The sequence below is a fragment of the Novosphingobium sp. BW1 genome, from assembly GCF_008107685.1.
GTDB lineage: Bacteria > Pseudomonadota > Alphaproteobacteria > Sphingomonadales > Sphingomonadaceae > Novosphingobium.
In genome coordinates this window covers 50,214-71,467 of the sequence record NZ_VIRF01000065.1, presented here as the reverse complement: position 1 = coordinate 71,467, position 21,254 = coordinate 50,214, and the positions used below count along the sequence as shown (strand labels likewise).

Here is a 21,254-nt window from a genome sequence, read left to right as displayed (position 1 = left end):
GCGCCCAAGCCTTGGCCTATCCCGCCTGCGGTGCCAGACCAAGATACACGCGCACCCAGTCCGTCCAGCGGAACAGCGCACGACAGGGACCGCCAGTTGCCAGGGGAGAGCTTGCATGGCCGAGGCCTACATCATCGACGCGGTGCGCACGCCCCGCGCCATCGGAAAGACCGGCAAAGGCGCCTATTCGGGCCTGCATCCCCAGCACATCGCCCGCACGGTTCTCGCCGCGATCCGTGATCGCAACGGCCTTGACACCGCCACCATCGACGACGTGATCTGGGGCACCAGCGCGCAGATGGGCCTGCAGGGTGGCGACCTTGGCCGCATGGCCGCACTCGATGCGGGCTACGACGTAACGGTCAGCGGCGTCACGCTCGACCGCTTCTGCGCCTCGGGCCTGACTGCGGCCAGCATGGCGGCCGGCCAAATCATGGCGGGCCTGGAAGACTGCGTCGTTGCCGGGGGCAGCGAGATGATGAGCCATGTCGTCGACCACGGCACGATGCTGCGCGAGAAGAAGGTGCACATTGCCGGGGGACTTGGCACCAACAACCCCTCGCTCGACGCGCGCCACCCCCAGACCAACCAGGGCCTCGCGGCCGACGCCATTGCCGCGATGGAAGGGATCTCGCGAGCAGAGCTCGACGCCTTCGGCGCTGAAAGCCAGCGCCGCGCGGCACGGGCCATCGCCGAAGGGCGCTTCGAGGGCTCGCTCGCCTTCGTGACCGACGCGGACGGACACGTCCTGCTCGACCATGAGGAATATCCCCGTCCCCAGACCACCGCCGAAGGCCTCGCCGAACTGAAACCCGCCTTTGCCATGTTCTACGATCTGCCCGCCACGCGCGAGGGGACAAGTTTTGCCGGCCAGATCCGCAGGCGTTATCCCGATCTCGAATTCTCGCCCGTCCACCATGTCGGCACGTCCTCGGGCGTGGTCGACGGGGCCGCCGCCTTGCTCCTCGCCTCGCCCGGATACGCCAGGGCCCACAGCCTCACTCCCCGGGCACGCGTAGTCACGGCCATCAACATCGGCGATGATCCCACCTTGATGCTGAACGGGCCAGTGCCCGCCGCGCGCAAGGCTCTCGCCCGCGTCGGGCTCACCCCGGACGACATCGACGTCTGGGAAGTGAACGAGGCCTTCGCGGTCGTCGTCGAGAAGTTCATCCGCGATCTTGGCCTTGACCGCAAGAAGGTGAACCCCAATGGCGGCGCCATCGCGCTGGGCCACCCCATCGGGGCGACGGGCGCGGTCCTTATCGGCACCGCACTCGACGAACTGGAACGCACCGGCGGGCGCTATGCCCTCGTCACGATGTGCGCGGCAGGCGGCATGGCCCCTGCGATCATCATCGAAAGGGTGTGAGCGGCCCGCTGCCCCACGCGGCCTCGGCCACCTGCCCGAGCCTCCCCGATACGTCCGGGACGAACGGCCGCAAGGCTGCGCCCGACACGCTCAAGCGCGACGTGGCACTCAAGATGGCGATCGTCTCGCGGCTCATGCGCAAGCACTTCGACGAGGCGATTGCCGAACTGGGCGTCACCCGCTCGCAATGGACGGTCATTGCCGTCGTTTCCTCGCGCCCCGGCGCCACGCAAAGGGTCATCGCCGAGACACTGGAAATCTCGGAAGTCTCCGCCGGGCGCCTGGTCGACCGGCTGATCGCCGAGGGGATGGTCGAACGCAAACGCAAGCACGACGACCGCCGCGCCCATGCCATCTACCTGACGCCCAAGGGCCAGGAACTGACCGGCACGCTGAGCGATGTCGCAACTCTCAGCGAAGAGGCAACCTTCGCTGGCCTTTCCGATGAGCAACTGCTGCAGATCAATGCCACGCTCGAGGCGATCTCGGCGAACCTCGGGAACGTCCAGTAGGGAATCTTTTCTGGAATCAGAAAGAAGAGCTGTTCCGGTGGCCATCGCCCTCGGGCTCACCGAACAGTCTTCACACTCTGCCTCAGCCTGGCCTTGCGCGATCGCCGGTCCTGGGCTCGACACGAAAAAGGGGCTGCCGAAGGATCGGCAGCCCATATCCGCCTGTGCGGATCCTCCGGGGCGTCAGCAAGGCCCCACGGGAGAAGACGCTTAACGGCTGGACACGACCTGCGAGCGGCTGAGCGTGGTGGCGAGCTTGCCGTCCTTTTCGATCAGCGTCTCGGCAGGAACGATGTGGCTCTGACCATTGATGACGACCTGCGCATCGCCGTTGTCGCGCACGCGGAAGACCTGGCCGATACGCTTGCCGTTGCTGTAAATCATCGAGCCCTTGCGCGCCTCGACCGCCGGAGCCTGGGCCTGCGTGCCCTGGGCGACCTGCACGATCGCGGCAGCGCTGGTCGTGGCCTCTTCCTGAGACGTGGTGGCCTGCGCGCTGAGCGGCAGGAACGCAGCGGCGGCGCAGAGCGATGCGAGCATCTTGGTGTTCATCATGGGCCTCACTTTGGTTTGGACCTGCTGGTCCGCGTTGGGTTCTGATTTTGGGATCTGTCTGGGACCTGACCCCGAAAAGCTAAGCAAGGTTAGTATTAAGTGAGGCGAAATGTCAACCTAGCTTAGTATTTCTTTGTGCAACTGCGAATGCAATTTTCGCAAACACGGTTTGCAACCTCAGAGTCGATGCCGAGCAAAACGGACGTAGTCTCCTGAAATCAAATCAAAAATCGAGCATCCAAGCTTTGCCAAAAAGGTCAGCGCGGCGGCATCCGGATCGCACCGTCGATGCGAAATCCTTGCGCATTGAGGTAGCTGTTGCCGGCAATTTCAACGACGAGACTTGCAAATTCCTCGGGGCGGCCCAGCCGCTTGGGGAAGGGAACAGACGCGTTGAGCGCGTCCCACATCTTGGCGTTGAAGTCCTTGAAGCGCAGCATCGGAGGCGTCGCGAAAATACCGGGCATGATCGAATTGACCCGGATACCCAGGTCCATGAGATCGCGCGCCATGGGCAGGACAAGCCCGTTCACCCCCGCCTTTAGAGAGCCATAGGCAACCTGGCCAACCTGCCCGTCCTGCGCAGCCGCGCTGGAGGTCAGGATGATTGCGCCGCGCTCGCCGTCCTCCCCGAGCGGGTCGATTGCCGCCATGCCAAGCGCCGCAATCGAGGCGACGCGGTAGCTCGCAACCAGGATACCCTCGGCCGAAAAGGCATAATCCTCGGTGCTAAGGCGCTTCCACGCGCCGGTTTCCTTGTCCCGGCTCACGGTCTTGCCGCCCTTGGCAACCATCGCGCAGTGAACCAGCACGCGCTCCTGCCCGTGCGCGGCGCGCGCGGCGGCAAAGCCCGCCTCCACGCTGTCCTCGTCGAGAATGTCGACCTTGTGGAAAGTCCCGCCGATGGACTCAGCCACTTCGGCGCCGGCCTCTTCATTGAGGTCGAAAATCGCCACCTTCACGCCCTTGGCCGCGAGCGCCTCCGCGCTAGCCCGGCCAAGCCCCGAAGCGCCGCCTGTCACGATCGCACTCGTCGCGCTGCCCAGTTCCATGTGCTGCTCTCCCACGTCCGGATGTTGCCTTTGCCCTCCTGCTTGCGGGGCCGCCCTCGCGAAATCCACCGGGGCGGCGGGATATCGCCACGGCGCATGCACCGCACGGCGCTATCGTTGGAGCGATGATCGCGCCCGGCACGCCCCGGAAGGGTGACGCTGCGGCGCCCTGGCCTTATCCCTGAGGTCAAGACAGAACGGGGAGACGTGCAGATGGCAAGGGTCATGGAAGGTGTGAGAGTGCTCGAGGTGGCACAGTTCACGTTTGTTCCTGCGGCCGGCGCGGTCCTTGCCGACTGGGGGGCCGACGTCATCAAGATCGAGCATCCCGTGCGCGGCGATACGCAGCGCGGCTTCCTCAACATGGGCGGCGTGACTCTCGATCCGCAGCGCCACACCCTGTTCGAGCATCCCAACCGCGGCAAACGCTCGGTCGGCCTCGACTTCACCACACCCGAGGGCCAGGAAGTGCTCTACGAGCTGGCGAAGCACTGCGATGTTTTCCTGACAAACTACCTTCCCAAGCACCGCCGCAAGTACAATTTCGATGTCGAGCACATCCGCCGGGCCAACCCCAACATCATCTACGCGCGCGGCAGCGCCTGGGGTGACAAGGGGCCCGAACGCGAACTGGGTGGCTTTGATGGCACCGCCTTCTGGAGCCGCAGCGGCATTGCCGACTGCATGACCCCCACCGAGATGGAGGGGCCGCTCAGCCAGGGCATCCAGGCATTCGGCGATTCGATCGGGGGCATGTTCATCGCCGGCGGAATCTCGGCCGCGCTGTTCCACCGCGAACGCACGGGCGAAGCCAAGGAGCTCGACGTCTCGCTGCTTTCAACCGCAACCTGGGCGGCAGGTGCCAACATGGCCCAGGCTCTCGAGACCGGGATCATCACCCGCAACCCGATGCCCAGCTCGGGTGGCAACGCGCGCAATCCCTTCATGGGGAATTTCCGCACGAGCGACGGGCGCACGATCAACTTGTGCATGGTGAGCCCGACCGGGTTGATCGAGGACACCTTCGCCCACGTCGGCCGCCCCGAGGCCGCACAGGACCCGCGTTTTGCCGATCCCCTGAGCCTCATTACGAACGCCGCGGCAGCGAGCGCAATCCTCGTCGAAGCTTTCGCCACGCAGCCCTTCGCCTACTGGCGCGAACACCTGCGCACGATGAAGGGTCAGTGGGCACCGATCCTCGACCTCCTCGAACTCGCCGAGGAAGAACAGGTCCAGGCCAACGACCACATCCTCGAAGTCGAGGCCGCCGACGGCAGCGACAAGCCACTCAAGCTTTCGCGCAGCCCGGTCGAATGGGACCACGAGGCGATCACCACCACGCGCTCCCCTCAACCCAGCGAGCACACCGAACTGGTGCTGATGGAGCTGGGCCTGGAATGGGACCGCATCGAACAGTTGAAGGCGACAGGCGCCATCGCCTGATCCCCGCCCCCCCCGACGCCGGGCCGCCAGCGGCCTTGCGCGCAGCAAGCACGACAGGAATGAGCCATGAAACCCGGAACCCGCCTCAAGAGCGCAACCTGCGACACCGAAGTGATGGTCATCCGTGCCGGACAAGGCACCATCGAGTGCGGCGGCGCCCCCATGACCGAGGACAAACAAAGCACGAGCGAGCCTGCGACCGATCACGCCAATGGCACGCTCATCGGCAAGCGCTACGTCGATGCCGAGGCCACCTTCGAACTGCTTTGCGTGAAACCCGGCAAGGGTTCGCTCGCAGTCGACGGCACCCCGCTCGTCACCAAGGATGCGAAGCCCCTTCCGGCCTCCGACTGAACGAAAGGCCCCCGCGCGATGAACATCGCCCTCTTCCTTGAGATGGCCGCGCAGGCCGCCCCCGAGCGCACCGCGCTGGTGTGCGATGGCGCACGCTTCACCTACGCCGAGCTCTTCGCTGCGGCGCAAGGCGCGGCGAGCACGATCCGCCAGTCAGGCGCGGAATATGTCGCCCTGCTCGACGAATCGAGCGAGGCCGCCGTACTCGCGCTGTTCGGTGCGGCCCTGGCGGGAGTGCCCTACGTGCCGCTCAACTACCGCCTCGCCGATCCCGACCTTGCCGCATTGCTCACCCGGATCACGCCCTGTCTGCTGGTGGGCGATGCCGCGCGGGCCGGGACGCTTTGCGAAGACGCTGCCAATACCCTGCTGGAACGCGGGGATTTCGTGACCGAGGCGCGCGCGGCGGCGCCATTGGAAGAGGCTGATCCCGGGCTCGGCGTTGCCGTCCAGCTTTTCACCAGCGGCACGACCGGAGCGCCCAAGGCTGCGATCCTGCGGCACACCAACCTGTCGAGCTACGTGATCGGCACCGTCGAATTCGGCTCCGCCGAGGAGGACATGGCCCGCCTCGTCACCGTCCCGCCCTACCACATCGCCGGGATTGCCGCCCTGCTGACCTCGATCTACGCGCAGTGCCGGATCGTGCTCCTGCCGGCCTTCACCCCCGAGGGCTGGCTCAAGCTCGTCGCGAGGGAGAAGGTTACCCACGCCTTCGTCGTGCCGACCATGCTGGCCCGCGTCGTCGAAACGATCCGCGCGGGCACGCCGGGCGATGTGTCCTCGCTGCGCGCCCTTTCCTATGGCGGGGGCAAGATGCCGCGCGAACTCATCGAGGACGCTCTCGATCTCTTTCCCGAAACCGCCTTCACCAACGCCTACGGCCTCACCGAGACCAGTTCCACGGTAGCGCTGCTCGGACCGGAAGACCACCGCGCGGCGAAAGCCTCCGAAGATCCCAGGGTGCGCGCCCGGCTCGCCTCGGTCGGTCGCCCGCTTCCCACTCTCGAACTGGAGATTCGCGACGAGGACGGTACGGTTCTGGGCCCTAATCAGGCGGGCGAGATCTTCGTGCGCGGTGAACAGGTTTCGGGCGAGTACAAGGAGCGCTCCGCGCTCACCGCCGATGGCTGGTTCCCGACACGCGATGCGGGCTACCTCGACGAGGACGGCTATCTCTTCCTCTCAGGCCGTGCGGACGATGTGATCGTGCGCGGAGGCGAGAACATCTCTCCCGGCGAGATCGAGGATGTACTGCTCACTCACCCCGCGATTGCCGATGCCTGCGCAACCGGCGTCCCCAGCCTGGAATGGGGCGAAGCGGTCGGGATCGCCATCGTCACCGCGCCCGATTGCGACTGCCCGCCCCACGACGAGCTGTGCCAGCTGGTACGCGCTCGATTGCGCTCCAGCCGCGTGCCGGAACGCACGCTGGTGGTCGATGCCCTCCCCTACAACGAGATGGGCAAGCTCCTGCGCCGCGAGGTGAAGGGCTGGTTTGGCGCGTGAATCCGTGATCGCACACGCCATCCCGCTGACGCGCTGGGCGCAGGGCCAACTCGATGCCCTCGCCGCGCTCACCCCAGGCGCGGCACTTCCAGAAGCTAGCGCACTGCTTACCGAACGCGCCATGCTCCATGGCCTCACGGTGCCGGGAGATGTCTCCTGCCGGGGGGGCTGCCGTTTTCATCGCACTCGCGATGGTTGGATCGCACTCAATCTTGCGCGGCCCGGCGACCGCGAGTTGCTGCCTGCGCTTTTCCAGACGGACAGCCCCCTCGACCTTGCCACCAGCTTCGCCAAACTGGACGAGGCCGAGGCGGTCGCACGCGGACGCCTCCTGGGCATGGCTATCGCGGGCCTGTCCGAGCGCCCCGCCTCCCCTGCGCTTGCGACCAGCGCGCAAGGCCCGGCCCGGCCCGCACCTCATCGCCTGCTCCGCGTGCTCGACCTCTCTGCCCTCTGGGCCGGCCCCCTTGCCTCGCGTCTCCTGCACCTGTGCGGCGGCGAGGTCACGCGCGTCGAGAGCCGGGGCCGCGAGGACCGCCTGCGCGAATCCGATCCCCGCCACTTCAACCGCCTCGCCGAGGGCAAGCGCACCGTCGCGCTCGACCTGCGCACCGCTGCGGGCCGCGAGCGGCTCACCCAGCTGATCGCACAGGCCGACATCGTGATTGAGGCCGCTCGCCCGCGCGCACTGCGCCAGCTCGGCGTCGACGCCGACGCGTGCGTGCGTGCGCAGCCCGGGCTCGTCTGGCTGACCATTACCGGGCACGGCGTTGCGGGCGAGGCGGCCAATTGGGTAGGCTTTGGTGACGACACCAGCGTCGCCGGGGGCCTCTCGGCCCGGCTGCATGCGCAAACCGGCCAGATCGGCTTCGTCGGCGATGCCATTGCCGATCCGCTCACCGGCATCTTCGCCGCCCGCGCGGCGCTCGAACACTATCGCACCGGACACGGCGCCCGCTTGATCGTTGCCATGAGTGGCCTTGTCGGCGAGGCCGTGGCCCGCGACCCGCACCTTTCTCAAGATCTTACGGTTTGGAATGCGCGGCGCGGCCAACCGATTCTTGCGCCGGAGGCCATCCCATGCTGATCCGGGATGCGCGAATCGCCTCGGGCCCGATCGATGGCCCGCGCGCCGATGTACGTATCGCGAAAGGCCGGATCACGGCCATCGGCGCCCTTTCTCCCCGGACGGGCGAGACCATCCTCGAGGCGAAGGGCGGCGCGCTCCTGCCCGGCCTGCATGACCATCACATCCATCTTGCCGCAAGTGCCGCCGCCGTTCACTCGGTCGCTTGCGGCCCTCCCGAAGTGGATGACACCACAACCCTGCGACACGCCCTTTGCGCCGCGCCGGGCTCCGACTGGCTACGCGGCACCGGATACCACGAGGCGATTGCGGGAATGCTCTCGCGCCGCCAGCTGGACGCATGGCTACCAACCCGTCCGGTACGTATCCAGCACCGGACGGGGCGCATGTGGTTCCTCAACAGCGCCGCCCTTGCCCAACTCCTGGAGCGCGCCGACCCGCCCCCGGGTCTGGAGCGCATCGAAGGCGACTGGACGGGGCGCCTCTTCGACGAAGACTCCTGGCTTCGCTCCACCCTTGCCGCCAGCCCTCCCGACCTAACCGCGCTGGGCGCGCGTCTGACGGCGGGGGGCATCACCGGCGTAACCGACATGTCGCCCGCCAACGCGCGCGACACCGTGGCCTGGCTGCACGCCGCACGCACGGCCGGGTTCAGCCCTGCGATCATGGTCGCGGGAACGCCGGAACTGAGCGATGTCCCCCTCCTTCCCGGACTGACCCTGGGCCCGGTCAAGCTCCACCTCCACGAAAGCGCCCTGCCCGATCTGGATGCGGTGACGGATACGGCAAGGGCCGCCCACGCGCGCGGCCGGGCGGTCGCGATCCACTGCACCACCGAAGTCGAACTGGTTTTCGCACTCGCCCTCCTGCGCAGCGCCGGCCCGCGCCCCGGTGACCGCATTGAGCACGCCGGGATCGCGCCCGATCCGCTCATCGCGCAGATGGCCGAGCTGGGCCTGCAGGTGGTGAGTCAGCCCGCTTTCATTGCCGAGCGGGGTGACCGCTACCGCGCCGACGTTCCCGCGTCCGACTGGTCACATCTCTACCGATTGCGCGCCTTCCGCGAGGCAGGCGTCACGCTGGCGACGGGAAGCGATGCCCCCTACGGCACGCTCGATCCCTGGGCCGCCATGCGCGCGGCCTGCACCCGGCAAACCCGGGCCGGCAAGATCCTCGGCCCGGACGAATGCCTCTCTCCCGAAGAGGCGCTTGACCTGTTCCTGGCCGATTCCGCCAATCTTGCGCGCAGGCGTCGCATCACCGTAGGCGCGCCGGCCGACCTGTGCCTGCTTGATCGCCCCTGGCCAGCAGCCCGCAAGGTTCTGGATGCCGCCATGGTGCGGGCCACCCTGATCGGAGGTCGGCTAGTCCACGAGCGCGTCGACACACGAGTCGGCAAGGCCCCAGGCCAGCGCTGTCTCCACGCTGATGCGGCGGCCGGATAGGACCATGAGCGCGGTGCGCTGACGGCCAATGCGGCGCGACAGCGACACGCACCCGCCCGCGCCCGGCACCAGCCCCATCGCCAGTTCCGGCAAGTGAAAGATCGCGTCCCTGCGCGCCTCGATGCGCCCGAAGGCAGCAAGTTCCAGCGAAGCGCCAACGCACAGCCCCTGCACCGTGCTGACCAGCCGCTCGCCGCAGCGTACCGCCGCAAGGGCGGGCAATGTCTGCATCCGGATGGCGTGAGCCCGGGCCGGATCGCGCGTGGTCCCGAACTCGGCCAGCTCCGCCCCTACCCCGAATGTGCGTCCCGCGCCGCGCAGTTCCACGCGGCCAATGGTGGGATCGAAAACCGCCAGGTCCAGCGCCTCGCGAAGGGCATCGCGCAGCGGGGCATCGATGGCGTTGTGCGTGCCGGGCCGGTCCATTTCCAGGTGCAACACATCTTGCACGCGCGTTACGTGGAGCCGTCCTGCCGGAAGATCTCTTGGCGCGGCGCGTCGTGCGGCCAACCACTGGGCATGCTCATCGCCGCCCTGCAAGGTCGCGTAGGCCAAAGATTCCGCGACCAGCGCACGAGCCGGGTCCATGCCCTCGATCAGGCGCAGAAGCTGGACAAGGACACTCGCCGCCAGCGGCCGCGCACAAATCGCGGCCATGAGCCCCTCCAGGCGTATCGGCGGTTCAACGAGGCAATCGAGCTGCGCGGCGAGTGGATGGCGCGAATCACCCAGCCCAATCACCGGACACGGCGGCAATGACAGTCGTTTACACGCCGGATCGAGAGGGTCGATCCGATCAAGATCGAGCACAACGAGGGGACGTTGAACCTCCCCAGCCTCTTCGCCAAGCACGGCGACGTCAAAATTGCAGTCCCTGTGAGCCACGCTGAACCCTAGCTCTTCCGCCATTTTCAATCCACTCTCACAATCACGCCCTGCCAGAAAAACGATATGGTGTCATTTTTGTTGACTTCCCCTGCCAGCAAGTCAACACTGCTGTTCAATAAGAGACTTGAGGAGAGAGATATGCTGGCACAATCATCGAATAAGGCGAAAATCGCGCGTCGTGTTGTCGAGGTCCTGCAGTTCTTCGACGAGGCCCATCCGCACGCGACCGTGATGGATATCGTGCGGCGCTATGACCGGCCGCAGTCGAGTACCTCGGAACTGCTTTCGAGCCTCGTCGAACTGGGCATTCTCTACAAGGACGGGCAGAACCGCTCGTACCGCCCGACGCCGCGCGCCGCGATGCTGGGCGGTTCGACGCAGGCCCCGATCATCCGCGATGGCCGTCTCACCTTGCTGCTCGACCGCCTGCAGGCGCAGTCGGGCCTGACCGTAGCGCTGTTCGGCCTCGTCGGTGTGGAGGCACAGGTTTTCAACTGCCGCTCGGCCGGCAACCGCCGCGTCGGCATGTTCTGCGAAAGCTTCAACGGCGGCCAGACCGAGCGCCTGACCGACAGCGCCGTGGGCCGCCTGCTTCTCTCTACCCTGTCGCGTCCGCGCCGCGAGGGCATCGTGCGCCGCCTCAACGCCGAAGCGCAAGGTCAGCATATCCCCTATGCCGAGATGCTCACCCTGCTCGACCAGTACGAGCGCAAGGGTATGGTCGTTGGCGAAGCGGGCTTTGGCATCGAGGCCGAGATCTGCGCCGCTCTGCTTCCAGCCTACGCGGTGGACCAGCCGATGGCCATCGGTTTCGTCTACCGCCCCTCGGCCAATATCGACGTGGATGCGCTGGGCGGCATGCTCAAGGACGCGATCAACCAGGCGGTGGAGCGCGAGGACAACCATTCGGTCACTCCGCTGGTCGCGGCGGCCTGATCCCTCCATTTCAACAGTCCCAACGAGAAGGGGCCGGGTCGCAAGACCCGGCCCCTTCTTCATGGCCTGTGCAGCCGGAGAGAGAGGAGGCGCCCTTAGACGCTCTCCTTCTTGCGGCGGTCATGCTGCGAGAACATGCGCATGAGATCGCCCGAGGTAATCGGACGGGTGGTGCCCTCTTCCACCGGACGATCGCCGCCCGAGCTCTTGGGCGCGGTATCGACGCCAGCGTCCTCGGCCCGCTGGCGCAGCGCACCTACGGTGAGGTCCTCCTTGCGGCCCAGGTCGAAGAGCGGGAAGTTGAACCAGCGCATCGCGTTCTGGTGCGTGATCTTGTTGATCTGCGCATCGGTCAGGTGACGCAATGACTTGTAGAGATGCTCTGGCACCTCGGGCCAGAGCGTGTCGGAATGTGGGTAATCGGTCTCGTAGGCGATGTTGTCCTCGCCAATGTATTCGATGTTCTGCAGGCCAAACTGGTCGTCGATGAAGCAGTTGAGGAAATGGCGCTTGAACATCTCGCTGGGCTTCAGGTCCTGGAACACCGAATTGGTCCAGGCCTTGTGCCGCCAGTTGGAGAAGTCGGACCGCTCCAGGAAGTAGGGCACCCAGCCGATGCCTCCCTCGGACAGCGCGATGCGCAGGCTCGGGTACTTGTGGAGAGCCTCGAGCTGGAGCCAGTCCGCCGCGCCATAGGCAATCGACATGGGCATGGTCGTGATCCAAGCCTCGATCGGGGTTTCCTCCGAAGCGTGGGGCGCCGGGTTGCCCGCACCGATATGGCAGCAGATGGTGAGGTCGGTGTCGACGATCGCCTTCCAGAACGGCTCCCAGTATTCATTGTGGATGCTGGGCAAGCCCTGGACGGTGGGCGCATCGCTGACCGAAACCGCCTTGAAGCCCTTTTTCGCGAGGCGATGGATCTCCTCGACGCAGGCGTCCATGTTCCAGGTAGGCAGGATGCCGCAGGGAATGAAGCGGGCCGGGTAGGCGTCGCACCACTCGTCCTTGTGCCAGTCATTGTAGGCGCGCAGATGCACCAGCGCGCGGTCCTTGTCCTTGGCGCGGTGGAGGCGCCCGCCCGCAAAGTCGAACACGCTGCCGAAATTGACCGAGGCCGCGATGCCGTTGACGTCCATGTCACCAACGCGCGCGTGCACATCGTAGACCCCTTCGCGCAGCTGCTCCAGCGCGGTCGGCTCCATCCCGTATTCGTTCATCGGACGCCCGACCACGGCGTTGAGCCCTACCGAGGGAAGGTACATCCCCTGGTACTCCCACGCCGCCTTGCCGTTCACATCGGTCACGAAGCGCGGCGCGTCCTCCAAATCCTTTGCCGACAGGTGATTCTTGAACATGTCGGGTGGTTCGCTGATGTGATCGTCGACGCTGATCAGCACCATGTCGTTCATTTCCATGACCATCTCTCCAGCACGTATTTATGGTTTCGTCGCAGTCTAGCGCGCGCTCTCAGGGAAGCCCATCGAGCGGCCCATGGATCGCGGTGGTGAAATCGTGGATCCCGCTGACGCGCACCGCCTGTTCGCGCTGTCCGGGTTGAAAGGTGTGGCAATTGGGCGGGATGCGCGTGGCATCCGACTGCTTTTCCATCGGGATCTGCCGTCCATGCGAGATCACCGCGACGCCGCGCAGGAGCCGTGCCATTTCCGCGTCCGCAGGAGAAAGTGAAGCGATCCAAGGGCCCATCTCCTTGTAGCCCAGCCCGGCTATGGCGGCAGGTGCCAGGAAGCGCTTGTCCTTTTCGGTCCAGGTCATCCGCTTTTCGCCGTTTCGGGCAATGTTCATAGAACGCATGCCCTCAACCGGGTCCTCGACGCGCAGGTCATATCGGGTGGGCGGCCCGTCGCGGGCATGGGCCGCCGCCAACACAGCGATATCGAAAAGGTGGGTGCAGTTCTGCTTCTTCGCGCCGACACCCGCCGCAGCGTCAAGCGCGGCGCCGGTGAAGGTTTCGGCCAGCGCTAGGGTCGCTCCCGGACAGGTCGACCAGGGCGCACGGATCATCTCGCCCTCGACGCAGGTGATGACATCCCCATCGTGGTCGAGAGTAACCTTCATATGGTGCAGGTCGTCCTCGACCAGCGCAGTGACCTGCCCCCGCTCGGGCCGGATCACGATGGCGCGGTGGAAGGCCGGACGCACCTTCAACTCTCGCGCGTCAGGAGGAGAGCAGCGGCCATCGGCCCGCCCCCGCTCGTCGCCACGGCCACGCGTGGGCTGCCCGGTACCTGGCGCGCGCCGCCTTCACCGCGCAGCTGTACCACGCTCTCATGCGCGAACCCGAAGCCGTGGAGGCGCCCCGCCCCCAGCTGGCCGCCGCCCGTGTTGAGCGGCAGTTCGCCATCAAGCGCAATGCGCGTGCCGCCTTCGATGAAGCGGTGTCCCTCCCCGATCCCGCACACGCCCAGACCTTCGAGCCAGGTGATCGGATGGAACGCGAAACCATCGTAGAACTGCGCGACGTCGATATCGTCGGGGCCATAGTCGCAGCGCTCCCACAGGGCCTTGCCCGTGGGATAGGAACCCGGCCACTCGGCCTGGTCCCAGCTGTAGCGCTCGACCGAACCGGCCGTCGCCGCAATCCGGATCGGAGGGGCCGTGACTTCGTCCAGCGCTTCGCCCGCCGAGACGATGACCACCGTCGAGGCGTCGGTGAAACGGTCGCAGTCATAGAGGCAGAACGGCGAGGAGATCATGCGTGCGAAGAAATACTTCTCCGCGCTCAGCGGCTCCTTGACCAGCGCACGCGGGTTGCGCGCGGCGTTGCGGTGGGCGTTGAGAGCGATCTCACTCAGCTGCTCGCGCGTCATGCCATAGCGGGCCATGTGGCGCGTCGCGTACTGCGCCACCCAGGTCGCCGCCGAGATCGCAAAGAACGGAGCCGTCCACTGCGAAGCGCCGGTCAGCTCGGTCCGGCGCGGCGGGGGATAGTCTGTCGGATTGGCCATTGCGGCGGCCTCGTAGACGGTGCGGAAGCACAGCACATGCCGTGCGCGTCCCGCCTTGACCGCCATGGCGGCCGCCGAGATCGCGCCCAGTTGCGCGGTCATCTCGGCCCCGCCCAGGTGCCAGCGGGTGGAAAGGCCCAGCGCCTCGATCACGTCGTCCGAGGAGACCGGTGAGAAACCGAGGAAGCTTGGCATCTTGCCCGGATATGTAGCGACCCCGTCGATCTGTTCCGGCTTCAGACCGGCATCCGCCAGCGCCTCGCGCACCGCATCGAGCGTCAGCAGCAGCGGGTGGCGATCGAGCCGGACGCCGACCTCGGACATGCCGATCCCGGTAATATAGGCTTCGCCGCGCGCCATCAGGTGTCCTTCTCGAACAGCGGGAAGAAGATGCCGTCCTCTTCCTCGAACGCGACATGTACCGCATCGCCCACGGCGACGTCCTCGACTGGGCAGCCCACGATATTGGTGGTGAGATAGATCGCGGGCGCCTCTTCCAGCGCCACACGGGCAATCACGAAGGGCACTGCCAAGCCCGGCATCCAGGGCTGGTGGTTGACCGTGAAGCTGTCGATAGTGCCGCGCCCCGAGACGGGTTGCGGTGCCACGTTTTCACTCCAGCAGGCCCGGCACACCGGCTGCGGGGGATGGAGCCACTGACCGCAATCGCCGCAGCGGCAGATCATCAACTTGCCTTCGCCCCCGCCGGTCCAGAACGCGCGATTGTCGCGGTCAAGACGCGGGCGGGGCCGGGGAACGCCCAGGCTCATGCGTCCCAGACGAGGTGGAGCTGGTCGGGGCCGATTACGTTGCCGCCGTGGAAGGTCACGGGCTTTGCCGGATCGATCCGGAATTCGGGCAGCGCCTTCAGCATTTCCTCGTAGAGGACCTGAAGTTCGATGCGCGCGAGGTGCGAGCCCAGGCACCGGTGCGGCCCGGTGCCAAAGGCGATGTGCGCCTTGTTCTCGCGCGCCAGATCGTACGCCTCGGGCGAGGGGAACTCCTTGGGATCGAGATCGGCCGAGGGCAGGAACATCAGCACCATCTCCCCCTTCTTCATCGCGATACCCTCGAACTCAGCGTCCTGGTGGACGAAGCGCGGGGGCACCGTGAAGGTGTAGCGCCGCAGAATCTCGTCGGCGGCCTCGGGCACCAGCGCCACGTCGGCGCGCAGACGGGCCTGGAGATCAGGGTTCATGGCGAGGTGGCGCACGCCCAGCCCCATCCCGTTCATCACCGTATCGAGCCCGGCGACGAAGAGCATGACGGCGTAGTTCTCGATGTCGTGGAGCGTGGCCGGACGCCCGTCGAACTCGGACTGCCAGAGCATTGAGAGCACGTCGCCCTGCGGCGCATCGCGGCGCGCCAGAATCGTCTCGCGCATGACATCGGCCACTTCGCGCAGGCGCTGCTGCACCGCAGCCGGGTTCATGTCGGTGGCGTGCAGGTGCTGCGAGACCAAGTCGCGGTATTCGCGCTGCTTGTCCTGGGGCAGGCCGAAAATATCGAGGAAGATCGTGGTCGGCAGCGGCTCCCCGACCTCGGCCATGAACTCGCAGTGGCCCTTGTCCCTGATCTTTGCGACCAGCTGTGCGGCCAGCGCACGGATGCGGTCCTTCAGGGCCAGCATGTTCTTGGGACTGAAGGTCTTGTTGAGCGGCTTGCGGTACGTCTCATGGACGGGAGGATCGACCGTGATCGGCAGCGGGATCAACGACTTCTTCTCGTCGGGAAGCGTCGCGTTGTGGGCCGCGATCATCTCGTAGGGAACAGGCCCGTTGCTGAAGATCTCGGGGCTGCGCTGCGCGCTGTAGACCGCCGCATGGCTGGCCACGATCCAGTGCCCGCCCTGCCGCGGGGTCCAGAAGACCGGCGGTGCCTCACGCGCGATTTCGGCAATGCGCGCATGACCTTCGCTGAGGAGACCCGGGTCGTAGTGGAAGTCGAAATCGTAGACCAGTGCGTCGGGGACATGGTCGGGTTTGGCGACAGCTGGGCTGACCGGATGCGATGCCATCGAAACTCTCCGCAAAGTGCAGTGTGAACTTGTTTGCCCGTTATGTTGCATGGCCTGTGGCGAATTTCAGCACGCGCCAGCTCGATACCGCCCGCGCGATTGCCCTTGCGGGAATCGCCACTTGCCCGCCTAGCCCCGCGCCTATCGTGCGAGCGATGAGGCGCCTGGTACCGTTGATCGCCCAAGGGTCTTAGGGTCAAGCTGAAGGCTGGAAGAGGAGACCATGGCTGCCATGAAAGTGCGGATCAGGAAGGGCGAATGTGTCGGGAATGCCCGCTGTCAGGCGGTCGCTCCGGCGCTCTACCCGCTCGATGAGGAAGGCTACATCGACACCAAGGGCTTTGCCGTCTCTGCAGAAGACGAAAAGGCCGCGCTCAACGGTGCACGGGCCTGCCCTGAACGCATCATCTTCGTTCTCGAGGGCGACGACGGCACCGAGCGCCAGGTCTGGCCCCCGGTCAAATCCTGATTCCCCAGCGCAAAAGAGGATAAAGAGAAAATGAGCGATTTCCTGGGCTATGCGGGCAAGCGCGTGGTGGTCTCGGGCTGCTTCTCCGGCATGGGGCATGCGACGGCCAAGCTGCTGCTCGAACTCGGCGCCGAGGTTCACGGGCTGGACTTCAAGGCCTGCGACCTGCCACTCGCGAGCTTCCACACCGTGGACCTGCGCGATCCCGCCTCGATCGAGGCCGCCGCCAGCAGCATAGAGGGGCCGATCAACGCGCTGTTCAACTGCGCAGGCCTCCCCACCTCGTTCCCGCCGATGGACATCATGAAGGTGAACTTCATCGGCCTTCGCTACCTCACCGAACAGCTCCTGTCCAAAATGCAGGCGGGCAGCGCCATTGCCAACATTGCCTCGACCGGGGGCCTGGGCTGGAGCCGGCGCATTCCCGAGAACATGGGCTTCGTGACGACAAAGGGCTGGGACGACGCGCTCACATGGTGCGAGGCCAACGCCGCAACGGTTGCGGAAGGCTATGCCTTTTCCAAGGAGAACGTCATCGTGTGGACACAGTTCATGGGCGCCCAACTCATCAAGCAGGGCATCCGTATCAACTGCACCCTGCCCAGTCCGACGCAGACCCCGATGATGAAAACCTTTCACGAAGCCTCGGGCAAGGACGTGGTGGATGCCGCCGCCGAACCGATGGGGCGCTATTCCACCCCCGAGGAGCAGGCGGGCGGGCTGGTCCTCCTGAACTCCGCACTGGCCTCGATCGTCAACGGCGTGGTGCTTCCCGTCGACGGCGGATTCATGGGGGCGCTCGCCACCGGCCAGATCGACATGTCCAAGCTCATGGGCAAGCGGCAGGGATAGGCCATGAACTTCGAGATCACCGCCGAACAGGAGATGATGCGCGAGAGTTTCGCGCGCCTGTTCGATGACCACCTGACACCCGAACGTCTACGCGCCAGCGAACAGGTCGGTTTCGATGCCACGCTGTGGGCCGAAATGGCCCAGCTTGGCGCCTTCCTGCTACGCGTTCCCGAAGCGCGCGACGGGCTGGGCCTGGGCACGTTCGATGCCGCAGTGCTGATGGAGGAAGTGGGCCGTACTCTTCCCTCCGGCCCCATCGCCGAGACCCTGCTCGCCGCACGCCTCATCGCAATGCTGGGAGATAGCGCCTTCGATGACACTCTTGCCGCCGTGGTGGCAGGCGAACGTGTCGCCTCGCTCGCATTACGCGATGTGAGCACGGCGCCGCGGCAGTTCATCCCTTGCGGTGAGCACGCCGAAATGGTGATCGCCCGCAGCAACGATACCATCGTGCTATACGAGGTCCCCGCGACGGCCCGCAAGGGCGAGGCGAACCTTGCCAGCGATGGCCTGTGCGAGGTCGATTTCGCGCAAGCCAGTCCACGCGTTCTTGGCGAAGGTGAGGAGGCTCTTGCCCTCTTTGCGGCAACGCTTGAGGAGTGGAAGCTGCTCACCGCCGCCACGCTCGCCGGGCTCGGCCGCAAGGCGGTGCAGATGGCGGCCGACTACGCCTGCGAGCGCAAGCAGTTCGGCCAACCCATCGGCCAGTTCCAGGCCATCAGCCACCCGCTTGCCGACAACCTGTGTGAGGTCGATGGCACACGCCTGCTCACCTGGCGCGCGATCCGCGCGCTGGCCGATGGCGCACCAAACGCGGCCGCGCTGGTCTCGCTGGCGCTGTGGTGGGGCGCGGATGCAGCCGCCAGCGCGGTCAGCCAGGCAATCCAGACCTTCGGTGGATACGGCCTGACCACCGAATACGACATTTACCTCTACGCCCTGCGCGCCAAGTCCTGGCCGCTGGTGCTGGGCGATCCCGCGCAGCTTCTGATCGAGGCGGGCGAACGTCTCTATGGCGAGGTGCCCCCGCCGCTACCTGACGTCGGCGACCTGCCCATCGAGTTCGACATCGGCGAGGAGGCACGCGCCATGATCGCCGAGATCGATGCCTTTATGGACGCCAGCGTCACGCCCGAGATGCGAGCCAAGTTCCACTACAGCTGGGAAGGCTGGGTCCCCGAACTCCACAAGAAGATGGCCGAGGCCGGCCTGCTCTTCCTCTCCAGCCCGGAGCTGGGCGGGCGCGGTGTTGGGCCCTATGCGCGCGCAGCCTCGCGCCGAGCACTGGAAAAGCACGGCTATTCCAACCCGGCAGCGGGCGTCGCCGAAATGGTCGGCCTGATGATTTCCCGCGCTGGTTCGAAAGAGCTGAAGGACGAAGTGCTCACCCGCATCGTCGCGGGCGAGGCCATCGCCAGCCTGGGCTACTCCGAACCCGGTTCCGGCTCGGACGTCTTCGCCGCCCAGACCCGCGCCACGCGCGATGGCGAGGGCTGGCGGATCGAGGGCACCAAGATGTTCACCAGTGGCGCCAACCTCGCCGACTACGTGCTCATGCTCACGCGCACCAACACCGAAGTCGCCAAGCACAAGGGCCTGACGATGTTCATCGTGCCCCTGAAGGCGCCGGGCATCACGATCCAGCCCGTGCACACCTTTCAGGACGAGCGCACCAACATCACCTTCTATGACAACGTCTACGTCCCCGACAGCTGGCGCCTAGGCGAAGTCGACGGGGGCGTGCGCACGATGAGCCTGGCCCTCGAGCTGGAGCACGGCGGCGGCTTTGCCAACGCGATGTACGCCAACCTTGAAGCCGCCGAGGAGCTGTGCCGTGCCATTCCCAACGGCAACGGGCGCTTGATCGAGAAACCGCAGGTCCGCGCCCGCCTCGCCCGCGCGCTGGCCGCCGTGCTCGTCTCGGAACTGTTCGAGCACCGCGCAGGCTGGGCATCGGTCGAGAAGAAGCCGAACCTTGCCTATGGCCCGATGGCGAAGATGTTCTCCTCCGAGCGCTTCATGGATGATGCGCGCGACCTCCTTGACCTGACCGCCCCGCTCTCGCTCACCAAGCGCGAGGGTGCCGCGCAGCTCATCAACCAAAGCTACCGCCATGCCCACGGCACGCGCATCTACGGCGGCACCAGCCAGGTCCACCGCTCGATGATCGCCGAGCGTGCACTGGGCATGCCCCGGACCCGCGCGTGATGCCCGGCCCGAAACGAAAGAGCGCCCCATGAGCGAGGATGCCCCCCACCTCCTGAGCGAGGTCATCGACGGCGTTCTCGTCGTGACCCTGAACCGGCCCGAAAAGCTCAACGCCCTGTCGGCCCAGACCTTGGCGCTGTTCGACGAGGCCGTGGCCCGCCTGCGCGACGATCCGAACCTGCGGGTCCTGCTAATCCGCGCGCGCGGGCGCTATTTCTGCTCGGGCGCGGACCTGCGCAGTGGGGCACCCTCGGCCCAGCCCCGTAGTGCCGGCGCCATTCGTGAAAACCACCGCACCGGCCTGTTCGGCATGCAGCGCATCTACGACGAGATGGAGCACATCGAGAAGCCGATCGTCTGCGCCATCCACGCACCTTGCGTCGGTGGTGGCCTGGAGATGGCGCTTTCCTGTGACTTTCGGCTGGCCGCCCAGAGCGCCGAGTTCGCCTTCCCCGAAGGCATCTTCGGCGTCCTGCCTGCCTCCAACGGGGTCAGCCGCCTGACCCGGATCTGCGGCCCCCACTGGGCGCGCTGGCTGGTCATGGCCAATCGCAAGGCCGATGCCGACAAGGCCCACGTCATGGGTCTCGTCCACGACGTGCTGCCCGACGAGGGGTTCGAGGACGCGGCCCTCGACTTCTGCCGTCACCTGACCAAGAACAGCGCCGAGCAGATGGGTGCCGCCAAGATCGCGATCGAGATGGCTGCCGAAGTGGGACGCGACACCGCCCGCCAAGTGGAGCGCTTGACCAACAGCGCGCTCATGCTGAACCCGGACTACCTCGCCCGGATCGAGGCCTATCTCGCCAAGCTGGGTGGCAAGAAGGCGGACTGAAGAAGAAGGCCAGATCCACGGGCCATCGCCCTCGGAATCGTCTTCCTAATATCTCGCCACCTCACGCAGCCGCGCGCTGATCCTTGATGGCCAGCGCCAGAAGGCGCGACTGCTGGCGCAGCGTGGCGCCTTCAAAGCGAGGCTTGATATCGGCCGGATAGCAGGCTTTCAGCTCAGTATCGGTGGCAATAGTCACCACACGCTCGAGCCCGGTGTAGAGCACGCTGGCAAGGTCATAGGGATCCCCGGTTACCTCGTCCGGATCGCCGCCCATCTGCCAGCCGAGCAGGCGAACGACCGTGCGCGCCATGGCAATGCGCTGGAGCAGAACGGAGCGCTCGTGCTGGTCAGCCAGCCGGTTGCGCAGGTGCAGGAGCCGACTGTGCCGCTCCCAGTAAGCGTAGAAAGCCTGGACCAGTTCGGCTGCGCGGGCATCGATCTCCCCGTCCGCCCAGCGCGTGCGCAGAAAGGTAAGGTAAGCCTCCTCGGCCTCGCGCGCGACGGGATCGAGCACGGCCAGGAACAGGTCGGGCAGATCGGCGAAGTAAGTGTAGATCGAGGACATGCGCAGGCCGGTGTGCCGAGCCACCGCGCTCAGGGAAAACTCACAGGCCGGATCGTCGATCAGCTCCCGCGAGGCCGCCAGGATGCGCTCGCGGGTGATTTTGCCCTTCTTGCCCAGCTTCTGCCCCTGCTGGTTGGTATCTTTCAGGCCTTCGCTCACGTTACCTTCAATCCATCACTGCGTCCT

21 protein-coding genes are annotated in these 21,254 nt (G+C 66.1%); 12 read left to right on the top strand and 9 right to left on the bottom strand.

Annotated elements, in window-relative coordinates; translation table 11 throughout:
* Positions 1 to 115 precede the first annotated feature (115 nt).
* Together FMM79_RS09480 and FMM79_RS09475 are read left to right on the top strand one after the other, a co-directional pair.
* Entirely contained in the window at positions 116 to 1,372 is a 1,257-nt protein-coding gene (locus FMM79_RS09480) for an acetyl-CoA C-acetyltransferase (RefSeq protein ID WP_148627265.1), read from the top strand.
* Positions 1,369 to 1,884 (top strand): MarR family winged helix-turn-helix transcriptional regulator, encoded by a 516-nt coding sequence (locus tag FMM79_RS09475; protein ID WP_240339084.1) that lies wholly within the window; start codon positions 1,369 to 1,371, stop codon positions 1,882 to 1,884. Before FMM79_RS09480 ends, FMM79_RS09475 begins: the two co-directional genes overlap by 4 nt.
* A 210-nt stretch (positions 1,885 to 2,094) precedes the next feature.
* Here the strand turns inward: FMM79_RS09475 and FMM79_RS09470 are convergent, their stop codons facing one another.
* A complete protein-coding gene (locus tag FMM79_RS09470; RefSeq protein ID WP_148627264.1) occupies positions 2,095 to 2,439 on the bottom strand; it encodes a hypothetical protein in 345 nt (114 codons plus the stop codon).
* A gap of 257 nt (positions 2,440 to 2,696) precedes the next feature.
* On the bottom strand, positions 2,697 to 3,491 hold the full coding sequence (locus FMM79_RS09465; RefSeq protein ID WP_148627343.1) for an SDR family oxidoreductase: 795 nt from the start codon (positions 3,489 to 3,491) through the stop codon (positions 2,697 to 2,699).
* Between the two features lie 213 nt (positions 3,492 to 3,704).
* On the opposite strand from FMM79_RS09465, the gene FMM79_RS09460 reads away from it, so the two are divergent.
* From FMM79_RS09460 to FMM79_RS09440, 5 genes are all read left to right on the top strand, one after another.
* Entirely contained in the window at positions 3,705 to 4,934 is a 1,230-nt protein-coding gene (locus tag FMM79_RS09460) for a CaiB/BaiF CoA-transferase family protein (protein ID WP_148627263.1), read from the top strand.
* A 66-nt stretch (positions 4,935 to 5,000) separates the two neighbouring features.
* Entirely contained in the window at positions 5,001 to 5,288 is a 288-nt protein-coding gene (locus FMM79_RS09455; protein ID WP_148627262.1) for a hypothetical protein, read from the top strand.
* Positions 5,289 to 5,306: 18 nt separating this feature from the next.
* Positions 5,307 to 6,797 (top strand): class I adenylate-forming enzyme family protein, encoded by a 1,491-nt coding sequence (locus FMM79_RS09450; protein WP_148627261.1) that lies wholly within the window; start codon positions 5,307 to 5,309, stop codon positions 6,795 to 6,797.
* A gap of 4 nt (positions 6,798 to 6,801) precedes the next feature.
* On the top strand, positions 6,802 to 7,884 hold the full coding sequence (locus FMM79_RS09445; RefSeq protein WP_162528472.1) for a CoA transferase: 1,083 nt from the start codon (positions 6,802 to 6,804) through the stop codon (positions 7,882 to 7,884).
* The gene (locus FMM79_RS09440) at positions 7,878 to 9,329 is read left to right on the top strand and encodes an amidohydrolase family protein (protein WP_148627259.1); all 1,452 of its coding nucleotides are present in this window, start codon (positions 7,878 to 7,880) and stop codon (positions 9,327 to 9,329) included. The genes FMM79_RS09445 and FMM79_RS09440 overlap by 7 nt, the downstream gene beginning before the upstream one ends.
* On the opposite strand, the gene FMM79_RS09435 is transcribed toward FMM79_RS09440, so the two are convergent.
* Positions 9,249 to 9,986 (bottom strand): enoyl-CoA hydratase/isomerase family protein, encoded by a 738-nt coding sequence (locus tag FMM79_RS09435; protein ID WP_240339083.1) that lies wholly within the window; start codon positions 9,984 to 9,986, stop codon positions 9,249 to 9,251. The genes FMM79_RS09440 and FMM79_RS09435 overlap by 81 nt on opposite strands.
* A gap of 369 nt (positions 9,987 to 10,355) precedes the next feature.
* Between FMM79_RS09435 and FMM79_RS09430 the strand changes: the two genes are divergently transcribed.
* Positions 10,356 to 11,153 (top strand): helix-turn-helix domain-containing protein, encoded by a 798-nt coding sequence (locus FMM79_RS09430; protein ID WP_162528471.1) that lies wholly within the window; start codon positions 10,356 to 10,358, stop codon positions 11,151 to 11,153.
* A gap of 95 nt (positions 11,154 to 11,248) precedes the next feature.
* On the opposite strand, the gene FMM79_RS09425 is transcribed toward FMM79_RS09430, so the two are convergent.
* Genes FMM79_RS09425 through FMM79_RS09405 form a run of 5 tightly spaced genes read right to left on the bottom strand, consistent with a single transcriptional unit; the run spans position 11,249 to position 16,139 of the window.
* The gene (locus FMM79_RS09425) at positions 11,249 to 12,571 is read right to left on the bottom strand and encodes an amidohydrolase family protein (RefSeq protein ID WP_148627256.1); all 1,323 of its coding nucleotides are present in this window, start codon (positions 12,569 to 12,571) and stop codon (positions 11,249 to 11,251) included.
* Between the two features lie 52 nt (positions 12,572 to 12,623).
* Positions 12,624 to 13,316 (bottom strand): DUF2889 domain-containing protein, encoded by a 693-nt coding sequence (locus tag FMM79_RS09420; protein ID WP_148627255.1) that lies wholly within the window; start codon positions 13,314 to 13,316, stop codon positions 12,624 to 12,626.
* Positions 13,317 to 13,318: 2 nt separating this feature from the next.
* A complete protein-coding gene (locus tag FMM79_RS09415) occupies positions 13,319 to 14,482 on the bottom strand; it encodes a thiolase family protein (protein WP_148627254.1) in 1,164 nt (387 codons plus the stop codon).
* Positions 14,482 to 14,892: a Zn-ribbon domain-containing OB-fold protein gene (locus tag FMM79_RS09410; RefSeq protein WP_148627253.1), complete on the bottom strand. Its 411-nt coding sequence runs from the start codon at positions 14,890 to 14,892 to the stop codon at positions 14,482 to 14,484. Before FMM79_RS09410 ends, FMM79_RS09415 begins: the two co-directional genes overlap by 1 nt.
* A complete protein-coding gene (locus tag FMM79_RS09405; RefSeq protein ID WP_148627252.1) occupies positions 14,889 to 16,139 on the bottom strand; it encodes a cytochrome P450 in 1,251 nt (416 codons plus the stop codon). Before FMM79_RS09405 ends, FMM79_RS09410 begins: the two co-directional genes overlap by 4 nt.
* A gap of 223 nt (positions 16,140 to 16,362) precedes the next feature.
* Between FMM79_RS09405 and FMM79_RS09400 the strand changes: the two genes are divergently transcribed.
* Genes FMM79_RS09400 through FMM79_RS09385 form a run of 4 tightly spaced genes read left to right on the top strand, consistent with a single transcriptional unit; the run spans position 16,363 to position 20,503 of the window.
* Positions 16,363 to 16,608 (top strand): ferredoxin, encoded by a 246-nt coding sequence (locus FMM79_RS09400; RefSeq protein ID WP_240339082.1) that lies wholly within the window; start codon positions 16,363 to 16,365, stop codon positions 16,606 to 16,608.
* A 30-nt stretch (positions 16,609 to 16,638) separates the two neighbouring features.
* Positions 16,639 to 17,460, top strand: coding sequence for a coniferyl-alcohol dehydrogenase (locus tag FMM79_RS09395; RefSeq protein WP_148627251.1), 822 nt, complete (start codon positions 16,639 to 16,641; stop codon positions 17,458 to 17,460).
* Between the two features lie 3 nt (positions 17,461 to 17,463).
* Positions 17,464 to 19,668 carry an acyl-CoA dehydrogenase family protein gene (locus FMM79_RS09390; protein ID WP_148627250.1) on the top strand — a complete coding sequence of 735 codons (2,205 nt, stop codon included), beginning with the start codon at positions 17,464 to 17,466 and terminating at the stop codon, positions 19,666 to 19,668.
* Positions 19,669 to 19,696: 28 nt separating this feature from the next.
* A complete protein-coding gene (locus FMM79_RS09385) occupies positions 19,697 to 20,503 on the top strand; it encodes an enoyl-CoA hydratase/isomerase family protein (RefSeq protein ID WP_148627249.1) in 807 nt (268 codons plus the stop codon).
* A 61-nt stretch (positions 20,504 to 20,564) separates the two neighbouring features.
* Here the strand turns inward: FMM79_RS09385 and FMM79_RS09380 are convergent, their stop codons facing one another.
* The gene (locus FMM79_RS09380) at positions 20,565 to 21,227 is read right to left on the bottom strand and encodes a TetR/AcrR family transcriptional regulator (protein WP_148627248.1); all 663 of its coding nucleotides are present in this window, start codon (positions 21,225 to 21,227) and stop codon (positions 20,565 to 20,567) included.
* Between the last annotated feature and the right edge of the window lie 27 nt (positions 21,228 to 21,254).